The organism is Flavobacterium geliluteum (genome assembly GCF_017948595.1).
Lineage (GTDB): Bacteria > Bacteroidota > Bacteroidia > Flavobacteriales > Flavobacteriaceae > Flavobacterium > Flavobacterium flavipigmentatum.
In genome coordinates, this window is the sequence record NZ_JAGFBV010000013.1 from 45,605 (window position 1) to 66,423 (window position 20,819).

Here is a 20,819-nt window from a genome sequence, read left to right on the forward strand (position 1 = left end):
CTTAAAAAACCACACGTTTTTCATAAATTCTTTATAAAAATGTCTTAAATTTTTAAGTTTATTATAAGATAGATAAATCTCAGTCAAACGGTATAAATAATGCAGTTTTAGTAAGTAAATTATATATTTTTACTTAATTTTGCATATTACAAATTCTATTTACACCAAATCATTGCTTTAGATTTTTTCTATAGAAATGAATTTTACAATAAAACCTTACATAATTATGAGTACAACTCAAACAAGCAAAATTGAAATCAGAAAAGCCACTTCATCAAAAATAGATGCGGTAGACTTTGAAAACTTAAGCTTTGGTGCTGTTTTTACAGACCATTTATTTGAATGTGATTTTAAAAATGGTCAGTGGCAAAATCCTGTCATTAAGCCTTACGCACCCATTTTAATGGATCCTTCATCAAAAGTCTTTCACTACGGGCAAGCTATTTTTGAGGGAATGAAAGCTTACAAAGACGACAATAATGATGTTTGGTTGTTTAGACCTGATGAAAACTACAAGCGTTTTAATAAATCTGCAACCCGTATGGCAATGCCAGAAGTTCCGGAGGATATTTTTATGGATGGTTTGAATGAATTATTGAAATTAGACAAAGACTGGATTCAGAAAGGAAACGGAAGCAGCATGTACATTCGACCATTTATGATTGCAACTGGGGCCGGTGTTGTTGCTAATCCATCTGAAGAATATAAATTTATGATTTTACTTTCTCCTGCAAAATCCTATTATTCTGGAGAAGTAAAAGTAATTATTGCAGAGCATTACAGTAGAGCTGCCAACGGTGGTATCGGAGCGGCAAAAGCTGCAGGAAATTACGCAGCGCAATTTTACCCAACAACTTTGGCCAATAAAGAAGGTTTTCAGCAAATAATCTGGACAGACGATGCCACGCACACCAAACTGGAAGAAGCGGGAACAATGAATGTCTTTTTTAGAATAAATGACACTTTGCTGACAGCACCAACAAGCGAAAGAATTTTAGACGGAATCACCAGAAAAAGTTTGATTGCAATGGCTGAAAAAGAAGGTCTAAATGTTGATGTACGCCCTGTTATTGTTTCTGAATTGGTAGAGGCTGCAAAAAATGGTTCTCTAAAAGAAATTTTTGGTGCCGGAACCGCTGCAGTTGTAAGCGTTATCAAGGGATTTTCGTATCAGGATGTTTATTACGAAATGGCGCCTGTTGAGAATTCTTATGCCTCTCTTTTAAAAGAAAAACTAACAAATCTTCAAAACAAACTTTCAGAAGATACTTTTGGATGGACTGTAAAAGTTCAATAACTAAAAGATAATTATAAAAACAAACCCGACAGATTTTAAAATTTGTCGGGTTTTCTATTTTATAAAAGTTTTGAAAAATCAGGTTTAAAATAATTTGGTCCTTTCATTACCTTTCCGTCTTCACGATAAATTGGCTGTCCGTCTTCGCCTAATTTACTCATATTACTGCGCTGGATTTCATCAAAAACAGCTTCAATTTTACCCTGCAAACCATGTTCTATAATTGTTCCGCACAAAATGTACATCATATCTCCAAGCGCATCAGCAATTTCTACTAAATCATTATTCTGTACTGCTTCCAGATATTCCTCATTTTCTTCTTTCATCAAATTATAACGCAAAATATTTTTGGCTTGACCTAAGTCTGCAATGGGAGTTTCGCTATGACCAATTTTAAAAGCAGTATGAAACTCTTTCACCGCATCAAGTTGTTTTTTCATAATTTTTATTTGATTAAATGAGTGGCCAAATTAGCAACAATTCATATACAATTAGCTATTTTTGTCAAAAAAAATTAAAATCATGTTTAGTCAGGGACAATTAATATTTGGATTATGTTTTTTTATCGCATTTGTAATAGCTATTGTATTTGCTTATAGAAAAGATTTAGCATTACACAAGATTTTTTACAAAGGAAATTATAAAGTATTAATCGCTTTTCTTCTTTTTATCGCGATCCTTTTTTTTATTAAAATATTTTTGAAGCGATAATTCGGCTAAATTTTTAGGGATTTAATTCAAAAATATTTTTAAGATTTATACCCATAAAAGTTTATTGTTTTTTGTCTAAAAACGTTTTTTGTTTGAACCACTATTTTCAAAAAGCGAGTAATATTTTGCTTTCTTATAGTACGACTACTAATAAAATTTATAACTTTACGACTCAAACAATACATTACCGATGAAAATCTTAAAATATTTATTCCTTTTATTATTACTAAGCTTTATTGCTCTCACCGTTTTTGTAGCGACTCAAAAAGGTGATTTTTCTGTAGAAAGAAGTAAAGTGATCAATTCACCAAAAGCTACTGTTTATAGTTATGTAAATGACTTTAGAAACTTTGAAGATTTTGAATCATGGGCAGTTGAAGATCCTTCTGTAAAAATTGTATTTCCTGAAAAAACGATTGGTAATGGCGCTTCTTATTCCTGGAGTGGCGATGACGGAACGGGAAATGCGATAACATTGGAAGCCAAAGAAGGCGAAAGTATTCATCAAAAAATGAACTACGACGGTAATGAAGCTGATGTTAATTGGATTTTTAAAGATACTCTGGCCGGAAAAACAAAAGTGACATGGAAAGCTACAGGAACAATGAGTTTTTTATTTAAAATCTACACGGCTTTAAATGGTGGTTCAGACAATATAATTGGTACAATTTCAGAAAAAAGCTTGGCCAATATTGATAAAAATTTAGATTACGAAACCAAGACTTTTGCAATAAAAGTAAACGGTCTGGTTAAGAAAACTGAAGTTTTTTACATCAAGCAAACTTTTACTAGCGAAATAAAAAAAGTTAATAAAAATGCCCGTATCGTAATTCCGAAACTTATGGAGTTTTGCAAAACGGGTAATTTAATTCAAAGAGGAAAACCTTTTATCATTTATCATACGTACGACACCGTTACGGGTCTAGCAAAAATATCGATCTGTTTGCCTATTAATAAAGAAATTTTTACCAGTTCCGGAAGTGATATTTTGGCTGGAAAACTCAATTCTTTTGAAGCCGTAAAATCTACATTAACAGGAGACTACACGCATTTAGACAAAGCCATTACAAAAACCAGAGTCTTTATCAACAAAGAAAAATTAACCCCAGAACTTAGCTGGTCACATCTGGAAATTTTAGCAATTAACAAAATGGATGTTAAAAGTCCGTCAAAACTAATGACTGAAATCTATTTGCCGGTAAAACCAAAAGTAGCACCAATAACAATAGCTCCTGTCTACAAACCTCAAACTACAGAACCTATTCCTACGCCAGCAGAAAAACCTGCTAAACAAGAAGAAGAGCAATCTGAATTTTAAAAAAAAGTTTCGTTTTAAACCTTTTGTCCTAAATTCATTCTAACAAGATAAAGAATCAGACTTGACAAACGAGGAGGAATTTATAGGACAATTATTAAATCCTAAAACGCAAAATACTGCGTTTCAAAAACTCTTGTCAGAATATCAAAGACCTTTGTATTCTCATATTCGGAACATTGTTTTGAATCATGATGATGCCGATGATGTTTTGCAAAATACATTTGTAAAAGTTTTTCAATATTTAAAAAATTTCAAAGGTGAAAGCAAATTGTTTTCATGGATGTACCGTATAGCTACTAACGAAGCGTTGACTTTTTTAAATCAAAAGGCAAAATTAAATCAGCTCACATCTGAAGCTTTACAAAATAAAACCATTGACAATCTTCCTGCCGATGTGTATTTTGATGGAAGCGAGATTCAGATAAAACTTCAAAAAGCGATAGCAACATTGCCTCAAAAACAGCAGTTGGTCTTTAAAATGAAGTATTTTGAAGAATTAAAATATGAAGAAATAGCTGAAATTTTGGGTACTTCTGTGGGTGCATTAAAAGCTTCCTATCATCATGCTGTAAAAAAAATTGAATTATATGTTACCACAAATTAAACCTTTTGGCAAAACAGATATCTTATAGACACTATGAAAACATTTAAATTAGAAAACGAGCCAAAAATTAAATCAGGATTTAAAACTCCTGATGATTATTTTGATACTTTTTCGACTAAAGTTTTGGAACAAGTAGACAAAAAAGAAGTAAAAGTTATTGCCCTTAACAGACGTAAAAAAGTGATCTCTATTGTTGCTGCAGCTGTAATCTTGATCGGATTAATGATTCCGATAGTAAATAATTACAATAGCAAATCAAAAGAACTTGATGCTGAGACTTTAGAAACCTATTTATCGTATCAGTCAAATTTAAACCAATATGATTTAATTAAAGAATTAGACAATACTGACATTCAAAAATTGGGCAAAAATGTAGCACTTGAAGATGAAACGATAGAAGATATTTTATCATCTAATCCAAATATTGAAAACTTAATTTCGGAATAACTAAATTTTAAAAAGATGAAAATCAAAAACATACTATCAATACTTTTCTTTCTGGTCAGCTTTTCATTTTATGCACAAAATGGAAACCTAGATGAAAAACGTGAAAAAATAAAAGAATACAAAGTTGCTTTTTTAACGACTGAACTCGAGCTTACTTCAGCAGAAGCTGAAAAATTTTGGCCGATTTATAACGCTTATGATGACAAGCAATTTGAATTGCGCCATGATAAGATGAAAACGTATCTACGCAAATTGAATGACGATACTATTAATTCGATTTCAGAAAAAGAGGCTACTACGCTTCTATCACAAATAGAAAGTACAGATAAAGAATTGTATTTGTTAAAAGAAAAATACATTCAAAGCCTAAAAAAAATACTTTCGGCAAAAAAGATATTAAAGCTTAAAAAATCGGAAGATGATTTTAATAGAAAATTATTAAAGCAATACAGAGACAAAGCAGGTAAAAATTAATTACCCAAAGAAACAACAGCTGAAAGAACCCTATATAATAATACTTACTTTATTATTTAGGGTTCTTTCTATTTAAACTGATGTTATTTTTTATTATTTAATTAAGGCTCTTGTCTCTTAAAACGAAGTCTAACTACCTTATTGTATCCCGCAGCAATTGCAGTAGTTTTGTTGATAAAACGAATGGTAAAAAGTGAATTATCATTAGAGTATTTTATCCAATTTACTCCTCCGTCCAGTGAGTACATTATTCCTGATTGTCCCACGCAAACTAATTCTTTGGCATTCGTACCCGGCACATATTGTACACAAGAAGCATATCCAAATCCTTTGTCCTGAGCTACTAATTGCCAAGTTTGACCACCATCATTGGTTATCGCTTTATTGTCTGTCTTTTTATCCAGATCTTCAAAATCTCCACCGGCTATAATTCCGTGTTTAGAATCATAAAAATCGGCTGTAAAAATTCCAGCCATTGCTTTTCCTTGTATGATAGGGGTATCGATCACTTTCCATGTTTTTCCTTTATCTCCCGAATAAAAAACACGTGATTTTTTTCCACCAGAAACGATCCATGTATCATCTCCTTTAACTACCACATTTGTATTACTGGCTGCAAAAGCGCCTTCGCCAACAGCATTTGTTGGTAATTTATCAGACAATAATTTTGCCCAAGTTTCACCACCATCACGGGTTACAATAACCGAAAAAGTATCTTCTGTTGGATCTCCAATAGCGATTCCTTCATTTTCATTCCAAAATTGCATACTATCGTAAAAAACTTTTGAATGAATTTCCTTGTAAACCAATTTTACTTTTTGCGTTTTTTTAGAAACCTGATACAATAATCCCGGGTTTGCAACACTTAATAAATAGATATTTTGCGAAGTTTGTGCAATACTTCTAAACTCTAATTTAAGCGTATCACGATAAATATGCTCCTCAAATCTTGACTTTTTACTCAAATCATAATAACCAAAACGAGAGTTATCTGCTCCATACCATACTTTATCACCATCAATAGCAATGGCACGAATACTGATTTTATCCTGAAATAAAGTATCTACTTGCATAGATGTAAAACCATAATATAATGCGCGCTTGTTACCATCATTTGCAGTTCTAAAAGACATTAATAAAACAAAGGCTCCTAGAAACAAAACTAATTTTCTCATACAGATTTTTTTTTTGCGCTAAAATACAATTATTTATAAGATATGAAAAGCTTTCGCTTTTTTTCTGGCACAGTAATTGGATATCTCAGAATATTAATCTTAAAAATGATTTGCCATGAAAACCAATCTACTTTTAATAGCAATGCTAACTTTGGGTTTTAGCACTTTTCAAGTTCAGGCTCAAACAACTGTTTATGCAAAAAATTCAGATATAAGCGATAATTTAGATCTAAGAGCTGTTGCTTCTATTTTTGGAGAATCGAATAACTTACAAGATTTTGAGAGACGTTTAAACGATCCAAAATATCAAATTTCGAATCTTGATTTAAATGATGACAACGATGTTGATTATTTACGTGTAATAGAATCTGTAGAAAACAGAACGCACGTTGTTATAATTCAGGCGGTATTAGACAGAGATGTTTACCAAGACATTGCAACAATTGATGTTGAAAGAGACAATTACAACAAAGTAAGCGTACAGGTGGTAGGAAACTCTTATTTATATGGAGACAATTATATTTATGAGCCAGTTTACCATGTATCTCCAGTAATTTACACATCGTTTTGGGTAAATAATTACAGACCTTATTACTCTAGCTGCACATGGAATGTTTATCCTACCTATTACTATGCATGGAGACCTTACCCTATTTACAGATACAGAAGAAACATCAATGTTTGTATTAATGTAAGCAACAATTATAACTATGTAAACTATAGAAGAAGCTATAGAGCTCCTGCCATCTGTGAAACAAGACGTGCTTATGGGTACGAAAAAATGCGTCCTAATCATAGTTTTTCGCAAAGAAATTCAAATGTAAACAACAGATACGAATTAGATCAAAGACGTGTTGCAAGTAGAGAATCCAGCAGAAGCAATGGTGTTTACACTAATGCTAACAGATCAAACGAAGGAAGATCTTCATCTTTAGATAATAAAAATAGAAATTACACCGAAAATAGAGGATCATCAAACAAAAATTATAATACAGAGCGAGTTGCATACAATAGAGATAATACTGTAAAAGCAGCTACTCCCGCAAGAGTTGAAAGTACAAGAAGACCAGAATCTCAAAGAAGCTACGGCGAGAATAATATGAGTTCTTCAAGGGGAAGTTCAGAAAGCAGAAATAATTCTAATAGAGTTGCTACTGAGCAAAGAGCAGCAGAGCCACAAAGAAATTATTCTCAAAACAGAAGCAACTCAGAAAACAGAAACAGCACTTCGAGACCGCAAGCTACTCAACGCTCCGAAGCTCCGAGAGCCAATCAGGAAGCAAGGGGTAATCAAGGCTCCAGAGAAAGTTCTTCCTCTTCTAGAAGTGGTGGCAGAAGAATTTAAATTAAGAGAATTCACGATAACTAAAAAGCACAATTTTACGATTGTGCTTTTTTTTATCTTTTTAATTATAATTGACGTTAATTTATTTTAAAACAGTAAATTTGCAACCGTCTTTTATAAAAACATACATGAGCGCATCACATAAAAACTTACATAGTAAGTTGTCTGTAGGAGGTTTATTGATCACATTAGGAATTATTTACGGAGATATTGGTACTTCTCCTTTATATGTAATGAAAGCCATACTTGGTGAACATACCATTGATGCAGATATCGTTTTAGGGGGTATCTCCTGCGTTTTTTGGACATTAACTTTACAAACTACCATAAAGTATGTTCTTATCACTTTAAGCGCTGACAACCATGGCGAAGGAGGGATCTTTGCTTTGTATGCTTTGGTAAAAAAAACAAAAATTCAGTGGCTCATTGTGCCCGCCATTATTGGAGGAAGTGCCTTATTAGCTGATGGAATTATAACACCGCCGATTTCGGTTTCGTCCGCCGTAGAAGGAATAAAAACCTACTATCCGGAGATAAACACGATCCCGATCGTTATCGGAATTTTGTTCGTTTTATTTACTATACAACAATTTGGGACCAAATTAGTTGGAAAATTCTTTGCTCCGATGATGCTCATCTGGTTCGCCATGTTAGGTACGCTAGGAATAATTCAAATCTTAGATCACCCTGAAGTAATAAAAGCAATCAACCCTTATTATGCTTATCACTTATTACAAATACATCCGGATGGTTTTTTTGTACTTGGCTTTGTGTTTTTGTGTACAACGGGAGCAGAAGCTTTGTATTCGGATATGGGACATTGCGGACGCAAAAACATCAGAATTAGTTGGATTTTCGTCAAGATAACTTTGGTTTTAAATTATTTTGGACAAGCAGCTTATCTAATAAATAATGAAGGTCAAACACTTAAAGGTTTAGGTGGTGAAAACGGAAACCCATTCTACCTAATCATGCCAGATTGGTTTCAGCCGGCGGGTATTGTTATCGCTACTTTGGCTGCTGTTATTGCTTCTCAAGCACTTATTAGCGGTTCGTTTACTTTGATAAATGAAGCGATGCGACTAAACTTCTGGCCAAAAGTAAAAATCAAATACCCTACAGAAGTCAAAGGTCAATTGTACATTCCGTCAATCAACTGGTTGTTGTTTTTTGGTTGTGTTGGAATCGTTTTACATTTTGAAAAATCAAGTAATATGGAGCATGCCTATGGTCTTGCAATCGTATTGTGCATGATCATGACAACCATCTTACTCAATTATTATTTAATCATGAAAAGAGTAAAACTCTATTTTATGATTCCGCTGATTACTATTTATTTAATAATTGAATTTAGCTTTTTGATTGCCAACATTACAAAATTTAGCGAAGGCGGATATGTTACTTTAATTATTGCCGTTCTGTTAATTTCTGTAATGACTACTTGGTATTTAGCTAAAAAAATTAACAAAAGTTACACCAAAATTGTCAAGATTGACGATTATAAAAAGGTGTTAATGGAATTGAGTCAGGACTTAACGATTCCAAAATATGCTACCCATTTAGTATACATGACTAATGCTAATCGTGTAGATGAATTAGAGCAAAAAGTAATGTATTCTATTTTGCAAAAGCGACCAAAAAGAGCCGATATTTATTGGTTTGTACACGTAAATATTTTGACAGAGCCATATAAAACGCAATATAAAGTTACCGAAATAGTAAAAGATGATATTTATAGAATCGATTTTAATCTCGGATTTAGAGAACCTACCAAAATCAATTTAATGTTTCGTGAAGTGATTCGAGATATGGTAAAACGAGGAGAAGTAGATATTACCAGCCGTTATGAATCATTAAACAAAAACAATATTATTGGCGACTTTAAATTTGTATTATCAGAAAAATTCCTTTCGAATGATAGTGATTTAAAATGGCATGAGAATATTATCATGAACTCTTATTTCTTCATCAAGAAACTAAGTTTGTCTGAAGAAAGAGCTTTTGGTCTGGACAGCAGCTCTGTAAAAATAGAGAAATTCCCGATGGTGCTTCATGCTCCCGAAAACATTGGATTAACTCGAATAATAAAATAAAAATTCTTTTAAAATACATTCAAAAACACTCATTTAGTTACTATCTGAGTGTTTTTTTTCTTTTTATTGAAGGTCAAAATAACATTCAAAATTAAAAATTTAACTTTCAATCAATTAATAGTACCTTTGCAAATCAAATAATTAAAATGAGATTACACAGAAATTTAGTTTATACTACCATCGATTCTTTGAACGCAATTTTCAATGAAGGAGAATATGCAGACAAAGTGGTAGCAAGAGCCTTAAAAAAAGACAAACGTTGGGGAAGTTCTGACAGGAAGTTTGTTGCTGAAACCATATACGAAGTTGTTCGTTGGAAACGATTATATGCAGAAATTGCCGAAGTAAAAGAACCTTTTGACAGAGACAATCTTTGGAGAATGTTTTCTGTTTGGGCAGTTTTAAGAGGATATCCTATCCCAGATTGGAGACAATTGGAAGGAACGCCAGAGCGAAAAATAAAAGGACGTTTTGACGAACTTTCTAAAATTAGAGCATTAAAAGAATCCATTCCGGACTGGATGGACGAATTGGGCGTAAAGGAACTTGGCGAAAAAGTATGGGCAAAAGAAATTGCTGCTCAAAACCAACCTGCCAAAGTTATTTTAAGAACCAACACGCTTAAAGGAACCAAAGAAAACCTTAGAAACACCTTGATGGATTTAAATATCGAAACCGAATATTTAAACGATCAACCTGAAGCTTTGGTTCTGAAAGAAAGAGCCAATGTGTTTTTGACAGACGCTTTTAAACAAGGACTTTTTGAGGTACAAGATGCCAACTCACAATTGGTAGCTGGTTTTCTTGATGTAAAACCAGGAATGCGAGTTGTAGATACGTGTGCAGGTGCAGGAGGAAAAACATTGCATATTGCATCTTTGATGGAAAACAAAGGACAACTAATTGCAATGGATTTGTACGAAAGCAAATTGAAGCAACTTAAATTAAGAGCGAAGAGAAACGGCGCTTTCAATATAGAATACCGCATTATCGACAGTACAAAAGTGATCAAAAAATTGCACGAAAAAGCAGACCGTGTTTTGATTGACGCACCTTGTAGTGGTTTGGGAGTACTAAAAAGAAATCCTGACGCTAAGTGGAAATTGCAACCGGAGTTTATTGATAACATTCGAAAAGTACAAAGTGAAGTTTTGGAAAGCTATTCTAAAATTGTAAAACCAGGCGGAAAATTAGTATATGCAACTTGCTCTGTTTTGCCTTCTGAAAATCAGGAACAAGTAGAAAAATTTCTAAAAACAGAAATTGGACAACAGTTTAATTTTATCAAAGACAGAAAAATTTTGGCTTCAGAATCAGGTTTTGATGGTTTTTACATGGCGCTTTTAGAAAGAAAAGAATAAATTTTAAATTCTAAAACAATAAAATCCAAATTCCAACACTAAAACTTGGAATTTGGATTTTTGTTTTTTAGGATTCTAAACTTGGCTTTCGGAGCATTTTGCCGTTTCCTGTTTCTTTAAATTTAGGTACAAAAACAATTTCTTTGGGTTTTTCAAATTTGCCTAAAAAATCAAAGAAATCTGACACAAACTCTTGTTTTTCACCTTCAATGACTAAAATTAATTTTTCGCCCAAAGCGATATCCGGAACTCCTGTTACAAAAAATCGTGCATTTATTTTTCCTGTCAGTTTTGCTTCAATTTGTTCGGGAATCAATTTTACACCGCCACTATTAATAACGTTATCTATTCGGCCAATAAAAACAAATTGGCGGTCGTTTATAAGTTCAACCAAATCATTAGTAACGATAGGATCAGCAGATACGGAAGGCAAATAAATCACCAGACATTCTCTTTCGTCCTTTGCAATTTTTACGTTTGGCAAAACAGAGAAAACCTTCTCTCCTACTCGCTTGGCGGCAATATGAGTAATTGTCTCGGTCATGCCATACGTTTCGTAAACTTCCGTTTTTAGAGGTAATAATTTTTCTTCTAGAGAAGCATCCATTTTTGTGCCTCCTACGATTAGTTTCTTTACATTTATTAATTGTTTTATACTATTTTGAACCTGTAAAGGTACCATAGCCACAAAATCGTATTTTACTGTATTTCTAGCCAAAGGCTCAAGACTTGGTTCTACGATGTCTATTTCGAGACCGAGAATTAAACTTCGCACAAGCATCATTTTTCCCGCAATAAATTTTACCGGAAGACACAATAACGCCTTATCACCCGGGCTTAAATCAAAAAAATCACCCGTTGCCAGAGCCGAATGAATCATGGCTTGTTTTTGAAGCCTTACTTCCTTCGGAAGCCCTGTAGACCCAGATGTCGTCATTTCAATATACTCTTTATTATCAAACCAATCCAGCAAAAATTCGCCAATTGCTTTTTCGTAAAGATCGCCTTCTTTAATATAACTGTAGGCAATGTTCCCGAGTTCTTTAGCATTAAAATGATGACCATTTAATTTAAAAAAATTATGTACGTTGTGGTGTATTAAGTTTGACATAGCGCTATTGATTTGATGATTCTACAACATTTATTTTTCCCGTTAATCTTTGTTTCCAGTCGCTCCATTTGTATTTTTTTGAAAAAATATAAAGCAAAATAGGATATACTATCACCACCGGCAAAATCACATCAAAACCAGCGGAAGGTTCAGACAAATCTCTAAAAATAGAATGCGTCTGAAAAACTGACCAATCTGATGTAACCAGTAATGCTCCCGTTAGGTTGTTGGCAGCATGAAAACCAAGTGCCAACTCTATACCTTCGTCCATTAAGGTAATGATACCCAATAAAAAACCGGTCCCGATATAATAAATCATGACAATGCTTCCCATTTTGGTAACTTCTGGATTGAACCAATGCATCGAACCAAAAATAAGTGAAGTCATAACTAAAGGAAACCATTTATTATGCGCCAAATTGGCAAATCCCTGCATCAAATATCCTCTAAAAATATATTCTTCTGTACTGGTTTGTATCGGAATAAAAATTACTCCGATAAAACATAATATCAAAAAAGGCTCCCATTTAAAATTACTGATAAACTTGTCTGGCGCATTAAAATAAAGAATAAAAAAACTTACTACGGAAAAAGTTGCCCACAACGCAAAGGAGAAAAAAACACGTTTCCAATCTATTTTTTTTCGAGAAGTGGTAATAGACAACAACGTTTGACTGTGCCAATATTTTACGACAAAAAATACTCCTGCAAAAGCAAAAACGAACGAGAGCATGACTAAAAACAACGTAAGATTGGGCTCAAAAACTTTCATTATAACAGCATTTTCGCTGGGAAAATCCTGTTTGTTTATATAACTTTTATAAAGAACCGCTACTGAAAACGGTATTTGGCCGATAAATGAAGCCGCAATTATAAATACCGAGCCAATCAGATATTTCCAAAATTTATTCTCTGGTGAAATTCCTTGTTCTAAAAACATACATTTGAAAGTTTAAAAAATGAGAGTTTAGTTGTACAACTAATAATTATTTTGGGGAATGCTAAAATACTTATTTTTTATTTTAACTACCTTTATATCCTCTAAAAATACAAAAATGATACAAATTTATCATAATCCACGTTGTGGAAAATCTAGAAATTGTCTTGCTTTTATTGAGCAAAGCAATCAACCGTACGAAATTATTCCGTATCTCATTGAAAATCCATCTTTTGAGGATTTAAAAATTATACTCGAAAAATTAAATATAAAACCAATTCAATTGATTCGAATTAAAGAGAAAATATGGATCGAAAACTATAAAAGCAAAAACTTACAAGACAACGAAATCATTCAGGCAATGGTCGATCATCCTATTTTAATCGAAAGACCCATTGTAGTAAAAGATAAAAAAGCCATTATTGGTAGAGATTTAGATGAGGTTGCTTCTTTTTTAGAATAATTGTAAAGAATAATATTAACATATTTTTGTGATTCTTATCATTAAACCAAAAGGTACATTTGCAGTCTAAAGACTGAATGAAACCCAAAACACCAATGAAAAAATTGAAATTTGCTGTATTACTTGTATTTCTTTTTACAAGTTTTTACAACTACGCTCAACAAGCACCATTACCCAAAAACAAAGTTAAAGTTACCGGAAAAGTTTTCGAAAAAGTAAGCAAACAACCTCTTGAATATGCCACGATCTCTATCATGGCAGCCAATGACACGAAAGTTATTGCAGGAGGGATCACCAACCCAAAAGGTGAATTTGAAGTAGCCGTTGCACCAGGAATATATGATATTAAGATTGAATTTATCTCTTTTAAAGCAACAGAAATTAAGCAAAAAAGCATTGAAAGCGACACTAATCTTGGTGCCGTAAATCTTTCTGAAGATGCGGCACAATTGAATGAAGTTGTCATTCGTGCAGAAAAATCAACGGTAGAAATTAAACTGGACAAAAAAGTATATAACGTAGGTCAGGATATGATGGTAAAAGGCGGAACCGTAAGCGATGTTCTGGACAATGTACCATCTGTTTCTGTAGATACAGAAGGAAATGTAAGTTTAAGAGGAAGTGACAATATTCGAATATTAATTGACGGAAGACCTTCTAACGCAATTAATATGGCAGAAGCGTTGCGTCAGCTTCCGGCAGATGCTATTGATAAAGTAGAAGTGATTACCAATCCATCAGCTCGTTATGATGCAGAAGGAGGATCAGGATTAATTAATATCATTCTTAAAAAAGGTAAAAACCAAGGTTTTAACGGAACTTTTATTGCCTCAACTGGTATACCAGAAACGTACGGTTTAAGCGCTAATTTAAATTATAAAACTGAAAAATTAAATTACTTTACAACTGCTGGTTACAACTACAGAACCAATGAAGGTCGCGGTAAAACTGATTCAGAATATTTTAACGAAGACGGCACAACTAAAAACTTTTTGGATGAAGACCGTGATACCAAAAGAATCAGAGACGGTTTTAATGCAAGAGCGGGATTGGAATGGACCATTACCCCTACTACTTTTTGGACCAACTCTATTAATTATCAAAATAATACCGGAGAAGACAGAGACTTGATCAATTATAATAATTATGATGCCTCTCGTAATTTTACAGGTGCTACTTTTCGATTGAATGACGGAAATACCAGTAGCGAAAATGTAGAATATAGCTCAAATTTGATCAAAAACTTTAATAATGAAGGCCATAAATTAACTGCCGATCTATCGATTTCAAGAAATACAGACGATAGCAACAGTCTTATTACGGGTACAGATGATTTTAACAATACGTTAAATGATCAGGTTCAAAAACAAGTTCAGTTGCAGGCAGATTATGTTTTACCAATCGGCGAAGGAAGTCAGTTTGAAGCAGGATACAAAGGAAACTTTGCCGATTTGAACAATGAATATTATGTTCTTGACGAAAACGGTACCGCACTTCCAAATTTATCCAATACGTTAGAGTATAAAGAAAACATCAATGCAATCTACACTCAGTACGGCTTCAAAGTAAATAAATTCTCTTATTTATTTGGTTTACGCTGGGAGGATACCAATATTCAGGTTAACCTTTTAGATACAAATGATTTTAATACTAAAAAATACAACAACTTGTTTCCAAGTGCATTTGTTAGTTATGAAATTTCAGATCAAAGTAATTTCACTGTCAGCTACAGTAAACGTCTGTCAAGACCAAGAGGACGTTTCATGAATCCTGCAGTAAATTATTCAAGTAATATCAATATTTTTCAAGGAAATCCGGATCTGGATCCCTCTTTAACTGACAAATATGACGTTGGTTATCTCAAACGTTGGGAAAAAGTAACCTTTAATACTTCTGCTTATTATGAAGATACTAAAGATGTTTTCAGTTTTGTGAGATCTCCTACTGGTGAAGAAGTAAATGGTGTTCCTGTCATTTTAAGCAGACCTATCAACTTAGGAAAAGAGCAAAAATTTGGTTTCGAATTCACATTAAATTATACACCTTTTAAATGGTGGAGATTAAATAGTAACTTCAATCTTTATAACGTAAAAACCAGTGGAGAAAACAGCTATACAGATGCCAATGGAGAACTTGTCGTTCAAAATCTTGACAACAAAGCCAATACATGGTTTGCTAGAATCAGCTCAAAAGTTACATTGCCTTATAAAATTGACTGGCAGTTAACAGGCGTGTACAACGGAGAACAAAAAACAGCCCAAGGTAAAAATCTAGGACAATTTGGAATGAACACTTCATTTAGCAAAGATATTTTAAAAGAACAGGCAACAGTCGCCTTCAATGTTAGTGATATTTTCAATTCTCGTGTCATGAGGTCTTATACCTATCTTGAAAATCAAACCTCTTATGGCGAAATGCAGTTTCGCAGACGACAGATCAACTTATCGTTTACGTACCGTTTCAACAAAAAGAAAACCGATAGAGATAAAAATGCTCCTAAAAACGGTAATGACGAAAACGGAGGTGGTGAATTTCCAGGATAAGCTTACCCAACAGACATAAAAAAAAGGACTCGTATAAACGGGTCCTTTTTTTATGAAATCAATTCAAAATTAAATTGATTGTTCTTGCTTTTTCTTTGCTCTTTTCTCTTTGATCATCTCCCAGCTTGCCCCCGTTACCCAATAGCCAACGAAACCAACTAAGAAAAACATCAACCAAAACCCTATAGTTAGTATGGTCAAGAAAAGTAAAAAACCTAAGTACTGTGAAAATTCAAACATGTTTTCCGGAATTTTTGAATGTAAGTACAAATGTATGTTTTAAATTTTTCGTTAGCAATAAAAACCAAATCAATTTTTATAAAATCACAATAATCCGTATATTTAAACTCATTTTAAATAAGCTTTTCTTTCGATTATTTTTTAATTAACTAAATCACAAGAATATGAGTGTTTTCAGGAGCTGTTTCCTGCTGTCCCCTGTATCTTTTCCTGTCTAAAGAAGCCAGAAAAAGGATGCCGGTCCCATCAGGGCTAGGACACTTGTTTTCATAATAAAATTTATTCAATACTATCTGGTTGAGCGATTTCATAAATTACAGATAACATTTTAGAGAGTACAGACAACATTTCACAAATTACAGATAACATTTTACAAAAAAATCATGAAATACAGAATAGAAAAAGACACCATGGGCGAAGTTCAGGTTCCGGCAGACAAATATTGGGGAGCCCAAACCGAACGTTCAAGAAACAATTTCAAAATTGGCGCAGCAGCCTCTATGCCGCAAGAAATAATAGAAGGTTTTGCTTATCTTAAAAAAGCTGCCGCATTTGCCAATACCGATTTAGGTGTTTTACCCGCCGAAAAAAAAGACGCTATTGCAGCAGTTTGCGACGAAATTTTGGCAGGCCAACTACACGATCAATTTCCTTTGGTTATTTGGCAAACAGGGTCAGGAACACAAAGTAATATGAATATCAATGAAGTCATTGCCAATCGTGCGCAAGTCCTTAAAGGCTTTAATATTGGCGAAGGCGAACCTTTTATAAAAGCCAACGACGATGTCAATAAATCGCAATCTTCCAACGATACTTTTCCTACTGCGATGCACATTGCAGCTTACAAAATGGTCGTAGAAACGACCCTTCCGGGAGTTGAAAAATTAAGAGATACATTACACCAAAAAGCAACCGAATTTAAAGATGTTGTAAAAATAGGCCGCACCCATCTTATGGATGCCACGCCACTAACATTAGGACAAGAAATTTCTGGCTATGCAGCGCAATTGAGTTACGGCATCAAAGCGCTTAAAAATACTTTAGCACATTTATCAGAAATCGCTTTAGGAGGAACTGCTGTAGGAACAGGACTTAACGCACCAGAAGGCTACGATGTAAAAGTGGCCACATATATTGCACAATTTACCAATCATCCTTTTGTAACTGCCGAAAACAAGTTTGAAGCTTTGGCCGCCCACGATGCCATTGTAGAAACGCATGGAGCATTAAAACAATTGGCGGTTTCTCTAAATAAAATAGCCAATGACATTAGAATGCTGGCTTCTGGACCACGCTCTGGAATTGGCGAAATTCATATTCCTGAAAACGAACCAGGGTCTTCTATCATGCCCGGAAAAGTAAATCCAACACAATGCGAAGCGCTGACTATGGTTTGCGCACAAGTGATCGGGAACGATGTTGCTATTGCCGTGGGCGGTATGCAAGGTCATTACGAACTCAATGTTTTTAAACCGATGATGGCTGCAAACTTCCTGCAATCAGCGCGACTATTAGGAGATGCATGTGTGTCTTTTGATGAACATTGCGCTCAGGGAATTGAACCCAACTACAAAAGAATCAAAGAATTAGTAGACAACTCTCTCATGCTCGTAACGGCATTGAACACAAAAATAGGATATTATAAAGCCGCTGAAATCGCCCAAACTGCGCACAAAAACGGAACTACTCTTAAAGAAGAAGCCGTTCGTTTAGGTTATGTCACCTCCGAAGATTTTGATGCTTGGGTGAAACCTGAGGAGATGGCTTAGTTGCAATTGTTCAGGTTTCAGGTTTCAGGTTTCAGGTTTCAGGTTTCAGGTTTCAGGTTTCAGGTTTCAGGTTTCAGGTTTCAGGTTTCAGGTTTCAGGTTTCAGCCCTATAAAAAAATCCCATCCGTTAAACGAATGGGATTTTTTTTACGCTATTTGTCTAGTCCACTAACTTGAAACCTGAAACTTTTTAAACTTGAAACTTCTTTTCTAAAAAACTAGAAACTTTATTTTCCATCCACATAATCCTGCAGATAGCTAAATCTTGGCGTTAGTTTTCCTTTTTCGGTGATTTTGGCTCTTTCTAGAATTCCGTCTTTATCACCATTGAAGAAAGCAGGAATCACATGCTCCATAAACTGTTCTCCAAAACCTTCGCTGGCGTCTTTCGGAATTTCGCAAGGCAAATTATCAACAGCCATCACGACCACTGCGGCAGGATGAAAAACATCTACTTCTTTATTTTCTAATGGCCAATAACCGTACAGAGGTTCTGCAATCGTAGAAGAACGAAGTGTGCAGGCAATTGGTCCATCTACATCGCAAGAAATATCTGCTACTACTTTTATTTTGCAATCGCTTGCATTTAACATTTGCTGAGTTAAAATCATTGGAGCTCCACTTCCGTGAAAGTGTCCAGCAAAATAAACATCAGAAACTTTTGTGAATCTTTCAAAATCAGAAACATATGCTTCGGGATGCGCTATAAAATCATCAAAACCAAGCACTTGACCATCCAATCGTTTGTTGTAGTCTAAAACATCTAATTGCACATAAACTGGTTGTGTATAATTTTTTGTCAGGTAATTTTCAGTAGTAATTTCTTTAACTTTTATTGCTTTTAAAATTTCAACTGCTCCGCTTCCTACTTTTCCAGTTCCTGTAAGAACAAATTTTAAAGGCGGCAACGTAATGCGCTTCAATTGCATGATCAAAGCATCTTTGCCTGCAAGTGTTTCCGCTTTTGGCAGTTTAAATAATTCAAATTTTATTCCAAATGCACGAATTCCGTTATATACTCCTACCATTCCGGCATATTTTCCAAAACCAATCAAACGACGATTTTGCTCATCTACGATTGTTTCATGATCATATAAATCTATTTTTTTGTCCAAAATAGCTTGCAAGAGCTTTCTGTTATAAGGTTGTTTTTTTATGGTATGAGAAAAAAAGAAATACGCCTTGTTTGGAATTAAATTTTCTACCGGAACTTCTTTCACACCAAATAATACATCACAGTCAGAAAGATCATCGGTAACAGTAATCCCAAAACTTTGGTATTGAAGATCAGAAAAAATTCGAATATCAGAGCTTTCCACTTCAATGGAAGCTTCATTATATTGTTGTTTCAGTTTTGCCAATTCTTCCGGAGCAAAAACAACTCTACGATCTGGTGGGCTTTTTCTTTCTTTTATGATTCCAAACTTCATTTATACAGCTTTAATATAATTAATTAATATAACTTTTTTAATCTAATTTGTTTCAAATATAACAAATTTAGTTAAATTTTTATTTTCCTCTACTAAATTTAAAAATGCAAAAGCCTTTATAATCTGATGCACAAACAAATAGATAAAAATGGATTAATAAAATTGTCTAATCAACCTTAGAAACTTCACAAAAACGATAAAACATAACTATTGAATTCTATATATTTGTTTTTAAAGAACGATGCAAATGAATTTCCTTAAAAAAACAAATATACCACAAATACTTTTCCTAATTTTAGTTTTAAGTAGTTGCGGGAACAATAATAAACCTAAAGAAAAAACCGTCTCAACGATAGAAGATACGCTCCCTAAAATGAAACCTTTAGGTCGCGAAAAAAGATTACCAGCCAATTATATTCATTCGATAAAAGGAAGTATAAATCATTTTTACACCAAAAACTGGCCCAACAATAGCATGAACGGAAGCTTTTTGGTGGCTAGAAACGGTCATATTCTCTTTGAAAGGTACAATGGTTACGCCAATAAAAACGAAGGCACTAAGATAACCGCTACTACTCCTGTACACATTGCATCTGTAACTAAAGTTTTGACGGCGACTGCGGTTTTAAAATTGGTCAATGCGGGAAAAATTATTTTAGATCAAAAAGTAAATACGATTCTGAAGACATTTCCTTATGATGAATGTACGATTAGAATGTTGTTAAGCCACCGAAGCGGGATGCGAAACTACGCCTATTTTACAGACAGGGACAAATCGGTTTGGGACAGGCACAATCAATTAACAAATAAAGACATTCTGGAGATTCTGGCCACCAAGAACATAGGTTTAGAAGCTCCTGTTGGTACTCGTTTTGCATATTGCAACACCAATTATGCTATGTTGGCACTGATTATCGAAAAGATTACCGGACTTAGCTACAAAGAAGCCATGTATCAGATGATTTTTAAGCCTCTGAACATGACAAATACCTATGTTTTTGATAACGAAAAAGACAGAGAAAAAATAGTGCCATCGTATAAAGGGAATAATGCCGAAATTGGTTTTGATTATCTGGATTGTGTGTATGGCGATAAAAATATTTTTTCTACACCGAGAGATTTATTAAAATTTGATCGTGCGAGAAATTCACCCGATTTTCTAAAACCTGCTTTGCTCAAAGAAGTATATACAGGTTACAGCAACGAACGACAAGGACAAAAAAACTATGGATTAGGAATTAGGATGATTAACTGGGAGACCGGACAGAATTTCTATTTTCATAACGGTTGGTGGCACGGAAATACTTCTTCATACATTACATTGATGAAAGAGCACGTTACTATTATTGCCTTATCAAATAAAATGACTCGAAAAACGTATGCTATTCGCAAATTAGCGCCGATTTTTGGCGACTATCCGTTTAAATTTAAGGAAGAAGCGGAATAAAAAATTTCTGAAAGATTTATTACAAAACTAAGTTCAAAAAGTCTAAATTTGCAA

The 20,819-nt window shown here is 33.9% G+C and carries 18 protein-coding genes; 12 read left to right on the forward strand and 6 right to left on the reverse strand.

The features are described from left to right. Window positions 1–226: 226 nt before the first annotated feature. Window positions 227–1,297: a branched-chain amino acid aminotransferase gene (locus J3495_RS09575; protein WP_210666332.1), complete on the forward strand. Its 1,071-nt coding sequence runs from the start codon at window positions 227–229 to the stop codon at window positions 1,295–1,297. A gap of 59 nt (window positions 1,298–1,356) precedes the next feature. Here J3495_RS09575 and J3495_RS09580 read toward each other — a convergent pair whose 3' ends face one another. Continuing rightward, the gene (locus J3495_RS09580) at window positions 1,357–1,737 is read right to left on the reverse strand and encodes a pyrophosphohydrolase domain-containing protein (RefSeq protein WP_210666333.1); all 381 of its coding nucleotides are present in this window, start codon (window positions 1,735–1,737) and stop codon (window positions 1,357–1,359) included. 461 nt (window positions 1,738–2,198) lie between these two features. Here J3495_RS09580 and J3495_RS09585 point away from each other — a divergent pair, with 461 nt between their 5' ends. The 4 genes from J3495_RS09585 to J3495_RS09600 all read left to right on the forward strand — a co-directional run bounded on the left by J3495_RS09585 (window position 2,199) and on the right by J3495_RS09600 (window position 4,851). After that, window positions 2,199–3,326: an SRPBCC family protein gene (locus J3495_RS09585; RefSeq protein WP_210666334.1), complete on the forward strand. Its 1,128-nt coding sequence runs from the start codon at window positions 2,199–2,201 to the stop codon at window positions 3,324–3,326. A 61-nt stretch (window positions 3,327–3,387) separates the two neighbouring features. After that, window positions 3,388–3,930, forward strand: coding sequence for an RNA polymerase sigma factor (locus J3495_RS09590; RefSeq protein WP_210666335.1), 543 nt, complete (start codon window positions 3,388–3,390; stop codon window positions 3,928–3,930). Window positions 3,931–3,963: 33 nt separating this feature from the next. After that, a complete protein-coding gene (locus J3495_RS09595; protein WP_210666336.1) occupies window positions 3,964–4,377 on the forward strand; it encodes a hypothetical protein in 414 nt (137 codons plus the stop codon). A 15-nt stretch (window positions 4,378–4,392) separates the two neighbouring features. Further along, on the forward strand, window positions 4,393–4,851 hold the full coding sequence (locus tag J3495_RS09600) for a sensor of ECF-type sigma factor (protein ID WP_210666337.1): 459 nt from the start codon (window positions 4,393–4,395) through the stop codon (window positions 4,849–4,851). A 101-nt stretch (window positions 4,852–4,952) separates the two neighbouring features. Here J3495_RS09600 and J3495_RS09605 read toward each other — a convergent pair whose 3' ends face one another. Continuing rightward, on the reverse strand, window positions 4,953–6,026 hold the full coding sequence (locus tag J3495_RS09605) for a WD40/YVTN/BNR-like repeat-containing protein (protein ID WP_210666338.1): 1,074 nt from the start codon (window positions 6,024–6,026) through the stop codon (window positions 4,953–4,955). Between the two features lie 115 nt (window positions 6,027–6,141). Between J3495_RS09605 and J3495_RS09610 the strand changes: the two genes are divergently transcribed. The 3 genes from J3495_RS09610 (at window position 6,142) to J3495_RS09620 (ending at window position 10,825) form a co-directional block, all read left to right on the forward strand. Continuing rightward, window positions 6,142–7,371, forward strand: a complete 1,230-nt coding sequence (locus tag J3495_RS09610) for a hypothetical protein (protein ID WP_210666339.1) — start codon at window positions 6,142–6,144, stop codon at window positions 7,369–7,371. 128 nt (window positions 7,372–7,499) lie between these two features. Beyond that, window positions 7,500–9,464: a KUP/HAK/KT family potassium transporter gene (locus J3495_RS09615; RefSeq protein ID WP_210666340.1), complete on the forward strand. Its 1,965-nt coding sequence runs from the start codon at window positions 7,500–7,502 to the stop codon at window positions 9,462–9,464. A 146-nt stretch (window positions 9,465–9,610) separates the two neighbouring features. Next, window positions 9,611–10,825 carry an RsmB/NOP family class I SAM-dependent RNA methyltransferase gene (locus J3495_RS09620; protein ID WP_210666341.1) on the forward strand — a complete coding sequence of 405 codons (1,215 nt, stop codon included), beginning with the start codon at window positions 9,611–9,613 and terminating at the stop codon, window positions 10,823–10,825. Window positions 10,826–10,892: 67 nt separating this feature from the next. Here the strand turns inward: J3495_RS09620 and J3495_RS09625 are convergent, their stop codons facing one another. Both J3495_RS09625 and J3495_RS09630 read right to left on the reverse strand, forming a co-directional pair. Next, window positions 10,893–11,936 carry an AMP-binding protein gene (locus tag J3495_RS09625; protein ID WP_210666342.1) on the reverse strand — a complete coding sequence of 348 codons (1,044 nt, stop codon included), beginning with the start codon at window positions 11,934–11,936 and terminating at the stop codon, window positions 10,893–10,895. A gap of 4 nt (window positions 11,937–11,940) precedes the next feature. Next, the gene (locus J3495_RS09630; protein ID WP_210666343.1) at window positions 11,941–12,876 is read right to left on the reverse strand and encodes a CPBP family intramembrane glutamic endopeptidase; all 936 of its coding nucleotides are present in this window, start codon (window positions 12,874–12,876) and stop codon (window positions 11,941–11,943) included. Window positions 12,877–12,991: 115 nt separating this feature from the next. On the opposite strand from J3495_RS09630, the gene arsC reads away from it, so the two are divergent. After that, on the forward strand, window positions 12,992–13,336 hold the full coding sequence (arsC, locus tag J3495_RS09635) for an arsenate reductase (glutaredoxin) (protein ID WP_210666344.1): 345 nt from the start codon (window positions 12,992–12,994) through the stop codon (window positions 13,334–13,336). Between the two features lie 95 nt (window positions 13,337–13,431). Next, window positions 13,432–15,879, forward strand: a complete 2,448-nt coding sequence (locus tag J3495_RS09640; protein ID WP_210666345.1) for an outer membrane beta-barrel family protein — start codon at window positions 13,432–13,434, stop codon at window positions 15,877–15,879. 69 nt (window positions 15,880–15,948) lie between these two features. Here the strand turns inward: J3495_RS09640 and J3495_RS09645 are convergent, their stop codons facing one another. Then, window positions 15,949–16,119 (reverse strand): hypothetical protein, encoded by a 171-nt coding sequence (locus tag J3495_RS09645; RefSeq protein WP_210666346.1) that lies wholly within the window; start codon window positions 16,117–16,119, stop codon window positions 15,949–15,951. A gap of 383 nt (window positions 16,120–16,502) precedes the next feature. Here J3495_RS09645 and fumC point away from each other — a divergent pair, with 383 nt between their 5' ends. Beyond that, window positions 16,503–17,888, forward strand: a complete 1,386-nt coding sequence (gene fumC, locus J3495_RS09650) for a class II fumarate hydratase (RefSeq protein WP_210666347.1) — start codon at window positions 16,503–16,505, stop codon at window positions 17,886–17,888. Window positions 17,889–18,115: 227 nt separating this feature from the next. Here the strand turns inward: fumC and J3495_RS09655 are convergent, their stop codons facing one another. After that, window positions 18,116–19,318 carry an NAD(P)-dependent oxidoreductase gene (locus J3495_RS09655; protein ID WP_210666348.1) on the reverse strand — a complete coding sequence of 401 codons (1,203 nt, stop codon included), beginning with the start codon at window positions 19,316–19,318 and terminating at the stop codon, window positions 18,116–18,118. Between the two features lie 241 nt (window positions 19,319–19,559). On the opposite strand from J3495_RS09655, the gene J3495_RS09660 reads away from it, so the two are divergent. Further along, window positions 19,560–20,765 (forward strand): serine hydrolase domain-containing protein, encoded by a 1,206-nt coding sequence (locus J3495_RS09660; protein WP_210666349.1) that lies wholly within the window; start codon window positions 19,560–19,562, stop codon window positions 20,763–20,765. The last annotated feature ends 54 nt before the right edge of the window (window positions 20,766–20,819 follow it).